Here is a 5,433-nt window from a genome sequence, read left to right as displayed (position 1 = left end):
TAACAGTAGCCGATGGTGCAACAATTGGTGCCGGTTCGACGGTGACTAAAAATATCGCTGAAAATGAGTTAGTGATCAGCCGTGTGGCCCAGCGCCATATTCAGGGTTGGCAGCGTCCGGTCAAAAAAGCCTAATTTTTATCCGGATGTTCTCAGTGTAAAGCGGCAAGTTTTAGGCTGAGATGTAAGACAATACGATAAGATGTGGTGATAACACATCAACAAAATAGTGCGAAATAATGACATCAGGGCTGAGTTTTCTCAGCCCTTTTTTTATCGGTATGCACTGAGCGGTATCTGCTCTGCCAGTTCTATTTGCCTGATCTATTTTCCTGAGTTAGCCGTACATGCCAAGACTTCGCGCTTATGGCTTTATCGTCTAAAAATCCCTCTGTATGTTTTGTTTTTTGCTTTGATCTCTTCTTGTGTGCTTTGTTTGTGCTTTTTTTCGTTTCCCCGAGTGGTTGGTGGAGGGCTGTTTACTGTTGATCTTTCGTTTCGTAAGAATATAATGCGTTTTATATTTCGTAAAATGCTTAATCGAAACTTTTGGTGGCAGTGCATGAGTAAACGCAATACCCAGCAGCGGCGACATACGATTGTTAATTTACTGCGTGAGCAGGGGGAAGTGAGCGTTGATGTGCTTGCCCGCCGTTTTGAAACCTCGGAAGTGACCATTCGTAAAGATTTGGCTGAGTTAGAGCGTAATGGTTTGCTGTTACGCCGCTACGGTGGTGCGGTGCTGATCCCTCAAGAGCTGGTGAGCGAACCGGAAGAGGATAAAGTTTCGTTGCAAAAGTTAGCGATAGCGGCGCTGGCTGCGACACTGATCCGTGATCATAACCGGTTGATTATTGATTCGGGTAGCACGACAACAGCGGTGATCCCGCATTTGGCCGGTTATCGTGGTTTGGTGGTGATGACCAATGCGATGAGTGTGGCGGCAGCTTTGCAGGAACTGGAGATCGAGCCTACTATTTTAATGACCGGCGGAACATGGGATCCGCATTCCGAGTCATTTCAGGGGCAGGTGGCCGAGCAGGTGTTGCGCTCGTATGACTTTGATCAGCTGTTTGTCGGCGCAGCGGGCATTGACCCTGCGCGCGGCACGACAACCTTTAATGAGCTGCTCGGGTTATCGCGGGTGATGGCCGAGGTAGCACGTGAGGTGATTGTGCTGGCGGAGTCGCACAAGGTTGGGCGCAAAATCCCCAACTTAGAGTTGCCATGGTCACAGATCACCTGTTTGGTGACCGATCAGGGAATTGACCCTGACATTAAATTACACATTGAACAACAGGGTGTGCAGGTTTTGTGCGCACAGGTGCCGAGCCTGTAGTGGGCTGTGGCCAGCATGCATGATTGTCAGCGTTAACCATTGTCAGTGCCGGATGTTGTTGTGATAGACAGGCAGTGATCATTTATCAAGGAATTGAATACGATGTGTGGAATTGTTGGCGCGGTAGCGCAGCGGGATGTTGCAGAGATTTTACTCGAAGGGTTGCGCCGTTTGGAGTACCGCGGCTATGACTCGGCCGGTGTTGCAGTCGTTAATGCACAAGGTGAGCTACAGCGTGTTCGCCGTTTGGGTAAAGTGCAGGTGCTGGCTGAGGCGATTGAGCAACAGCCGATTGTGGGCGGAACCGGTATTGCGCATACCCGTTGGGCTACACACGGTGAACCTTCTGAAGCGAATGCACATCCGCACACTTCTGAGTTTATTGCGGTGGTGCATAACGGCATTATCGAAAACTATGAGTCACTGCGCGCGCAACTGCGTGATCGGGGTTATGTGTTCAGTTCACAGACCGATACCGAGGTTATCGCACATTTAACGCACTGGGAGCTGACCGAGCACGGTGGCAGCCTGTTTGCGGCGGTGCAGCGGATGTTGCGCCAGCTCAGTGGTGCATACGGCACTGTGGTGATGGATTGCCGTGATCCGAGCCGCGTAGTGGTGGCACGTTCTGGCAGCCCGTTGGTCATTGGCTTAGGTCTGGGTGAGAACTTTATTGCCTCTGATCAGTTAGCGCTGCTGCCGGTAACCCGCCGTTTTATCTTTTTGGAAGAGGGTGATGTTGCCGAGGTGACACGCCGTGAGGTGAATATTGTCAACGCGCAGGGGCAGGCCGTTGATCGCGCGATTATTGAGTCGAGCGTGCAGCATGATGCTGGTGATAAAGGCCAGTTCCGGCACTATATGCAAAAAGAGATTTATGAGCAGCCGGTGGCGATAAAAAATACCCTTGAGGGGCGAATCAGCCACGGGTTAGTGGATTTAAGTGAGCTGGGTGAAGAGGCTGACCGCTTGCTATCAGCTGTGCAGCATGTGCAGATTGTGGCGTGTGGTACGTCGTACCATGCGGGGGCGGTGGCGCGTTATTGGTTTGAGAGCATTGCCGGTGTTGCCTGTAATGTGGAGATCGCCTCTGAGTTTCGCTATCGTAAATCGGTACTGCGCCCTGGAAGTTTACTTATCACGTTATCGCAGTCGGGCGAAACGGCCGATACCCTTGCGGCGCTGCGTTTATCGAAAGAGCTGGGCTATTTGGGATCGCTGGCGGTATGTAATGTGCCCGGTTCATCATTGGTGCGTGAGTCAGATTTATCGTTGATGACCCGCGCCGGTGCTGAGATTGGTGTAGCGTCGACCAAGGCATTTACTACCCAATTAGCCGCATTGCTGCTGCTGGTGGGGCGAATTGGCCGTTTACATCAGATGAGCGATGCACGTGAGCGTACGCTGGTGCAGGCGTTACAGGCACTGCCAAGCCGGATTGAGCAGATGTTGTCGCTCGATAAGGTGATTGAAAAGCTGGCGATGGATTTTAACGAGAAGCAACATGCGCTGTTTTTGGGGCGCGGTGATCAGTACCCGATTGCGATGGAAGGGGCGCTGAAACTCAAAGAGATCTCTTACATTCATGCCGAAGCTTATGCTGCCGGTGAGCTAAAACACGGCCCGCTGGCGCTGATTGATGCCGATATGCCGGTGATTGTGGTTGCACCGAATAATGAATTGCTGGAAAAACTTAAATCAAATATTGAAGAGGTGCGCGCACGCGGCGGTCAGCTGTATGTTTTTACCGCGCAGGATACCGATTTTACTGCGGCAGAAGGGATGAACATTATTCCGTTGCCACCCGTAGAAGATGATGTTGCACCGATTTTCTATACCATTCCTTTGCAATTGCTGTCTTATCACGTGGCAGTGAATAAGGGAACTGATGTGGATCAGCCGCGAAATCTGGCTAAATCGGTGACGGTGGAGTAATGAGAATTTGATTGTTTTCTCATACCGTATCAATGGGCTGTTTGGTACGGTATGAGGCTGTTTTCCTGCCATGTTTACTGCATTATTCTTAACGGTTATCTCCCGCCTCTTTCCCTGATCATATTGTTTTTATTTCTGTATCTAGATGACTTTTTTGGTAGCGCATCTCACTGTCATATCGTTTAGCCAATAAATACGTTACATAAGGGGATTACAGCAGAGTACGAATTTGCTGCTGTAGACGTTCGGCATGGGCGTAAGCACGAGCCTCTACCGCCTCTTGTGTATGATGTACATTGGGAACATAGGCCATGTTGTGGCTATAGACTGGTTTGCGGTAAACCATTTGGGTCAAGTAGGCGGTTTGTTCCAGCGGGCGCAGCATTTGTTCAATGCTAAAGTGGTTATACCCGAGTGCGCTATAAGCGTCTTCTGGTGCGCCGACGGTAAATGAAAGGATCAGATCTTTCCCTTTTAGTTTGTCGCCTTCAGAGCCGTAAGCAAAGTTAAAGGTAAAGACCTCATCAATCCATTTTTTCAGCAGTGCCGGTACGGAGTACCAGTAAAACGGAAATTGTAGCACGACAATATCGGCGGTAAGTAAGGCTTGCTGTTCACGCTCAATATCAATGTTAAAGTCGGGATAGAGGCGGTCTAAACGGCGAACGTGTACATGTGCGGTGTTTTGCTCGAGCTGTTCGAGGATCAAGCGGTTAGTATACGATGTTGCCAGATTCGGATGACCGGAGATAACCAGTACCTGACGGGGGCGCTGAGTGTTGTGTGTAGAGATTGTCATTATTGAGTCTCGGCTAATATACAAGGTAGTGGCAGGGAGTATTGTCAGAACAGAGAGCTTACCGTGAAGTGGATATCGGCTGTAGGGGGGCTTGACCCACTTCATTGTTAGGTTTTAGCTACTAATAATTAAAAGATCGGTAGATAACTATGTTTATGAAGGGTGTTACGGCAAACCAGTTGTGGGTATTTCAAACCATTGTGCAGGAGAGCAGTATTCGCGCGGCAGCCGGTAAACTGGGCATTGCCCCGCCCTCAGTGAGTCAGGCTCTTAAGCAGCTTGAAACTGTGCTGGGGTTGCCGCTGTTTACCCGTAATACCCGTCGTATGGAGCTAACGGCTGCTGGATTACAGCTGTATCAGCGCACTAAACCGTTGTTGGCGGAGCTGGCTGATGCGGTTGATAGTGTGCAGGATTTGCGTGATCAGCCGATTGGCCATGTCAGTATTACCTTGCCGCGTTTTGTGTATCAGTTCTTTTTCCGCCCGATCTATGCTGAGTTTTGTTTACGCTATCCGCAGATCCAGCTTGAGATATCGATCTCTGATGCAACGGTGGATATTTTGCGTCAGGGTATTGATATGGGGATACGGTTTGGTGATCGTCTGGAAGAGGGGATGGTAGCCCACCGTTTAACGCCGCCGATGCATGATGCGCTGTTTGCAACGGCTGACTATCTGACGCGTTATGGAACACCAGCAACACCACAGGCGTTACGTCAGCACAAATTGGTGCAGTACCGTTTTATTACCTCCAATCAGCTTGCGCCAGTGCGTCTGTGGTATGAAGATCAGTCATTGGTGGTGGATATGCCGGCTAGTATTGTAGTGAATGATACCGATGCGGTGGTGGATGCGGCATTAAAAGGCTTGGGTGTTGGGCGAATTATGCAGCCGATAGTGGCCGATTTGCTAGCTGAAGGGCGTTTACTGCCAGTATTGGCGGCTCATTGGCACCCTTACCCTGGGTTGTATGTCTATTTTCCGCAGCACAGTCAAAAAACGCGACGGGTGCGAGTTTTGATCGATTTTTTGCTGGAAAAAAGTGTGCGTTAACTCAGGGGTGATTATTGCATTGGATATGAAAACGCGTGTTATATGTGTTGAGGTTTTCTGGTGAGACCCGCGGGTAGGAATGAGCGGCACCCCATTATTGGGGTGCTATTTTTTATACGGTAAATATCCAGATTGAGTTCGGGATGGTTGGTGAGTGGAAAGGTATCATCCCAAATTCCCAACTACTGACACATTTTTGTCATCAGGAATTTCATTAAACGAAAGCACGCTCAGGCCGGGTGCACAAACACGGGCGTAGCGCGATAGTAATGGGCGCAACTGTGGCATCACCATCAGCAGAGGGGT

4 protein-coding genes are annotated in these 5,433 nt (G+C 49.9%); 3 read left to right on the top strand and 1 reads right to left on the bottom strand.

The genetic code is table 11. The features are described 5' to 3' along the window. Positions 1–561 precede the first annotated feature (561 nt). Entirely contained in the window at positions 562–1,338 is a 777-nt protein-coding gene (locus ACRC27_RS00645; protein WP_438622556.1) for a DeoR/GlpR family DNA-binding transcription regulator, read from the top strand. Between the two features lie 102 nt (positions 1,339–1,440). Further along, positions 1,441–3,273, top strand: a complete 1,833-nt coding sequence (gene glmS / locus ACRC27_RS00640) for a glutamine--fructose-6-phosphate transaminase (isomerizing) (RefSeq protein ID WP_438638843.1) — start codon at positions 1,441–1,443, stop codon at positions 3,271–3,273. 211 nt (positions 3,274–3,484) lie between these two features. Here the strand turns inward: glmS and ACRC27_RS00635 are convergent, their stop codons facing one another. Beyond that, the gene (locus ACRC27_RS00635) at positions 3,485–4,072 is read right to left on the bottom strand and encodes an NAD(P)H-dependent oxidoreductase (protein WP_438622558.1); all 588 of its coding nucleotides are present in this window, start codon (positions 4,070–4,072) and stop codon (positions 3,485–3,487) included. A gap of 149 nt (positions 4,073–4,221) precedes the next feature. Between ACRC27_RS00635 and ACRC27_RS00630 the strand changes: the two genes are divergently transcribed. Then, positions 4,222–5,127: a LysR family transcriptional regulator gene (locus tag ACRC27_RS00630; RefSeq protein ID WP_438634635.1), complete on the top strand. Its 906-nt coding sequence runs from the start codon at positions 4,222–4,224 to the stop codon at positions 5,125–5,127. The last annotated feature ends 306 nt before the right edge of the window (positions 5,128–5,433 follow it).

This window comes from Plesiomonas sp., from assembly GCF_051650925.1.
Lineage (GTDB): Bacteria > Pseudomonadota > Gammaproteobacteria > Enterobacterales > CAMTGL01 > Plesiomonas.
Note: the sequence above shows the minus strand (reverse complement) of the source record. Positions and strands in the feature narration are given on the sequence as shown.

Excerpts from the sequence above, each read along its gene's own strand:
- ACRC27_RS00635 (WP_438622558.1), bottom strand. The coding sequence starts at position 4,072 with ATGACAATCTCTACACACAACACTCAGCGCCCCCGTCAGGTACTGGTT.
- ACRC27_RS00645 (WP_438622556.1), top strand. The coding sequence starts at position 562 with ATGAGTAAACGCAATACCCAGCAGCGGCGACATACGATTGTTAATTTA.
- ACRC27_RS00630 (WP_438634635.1), top strand. The coding sequence starts at position 4,222 with ATGTTTATGAAGGGTGTTACGGCAAACCAGTTGTGGGTATTTCAAACC.
- glmS (WP_438638843.1), top strand. The coding sequence starts at position 1,441 with ATGTGTGGAATTGTTGGCGCGGTAGCGCAGCGGGATGTTGCAGAGATT.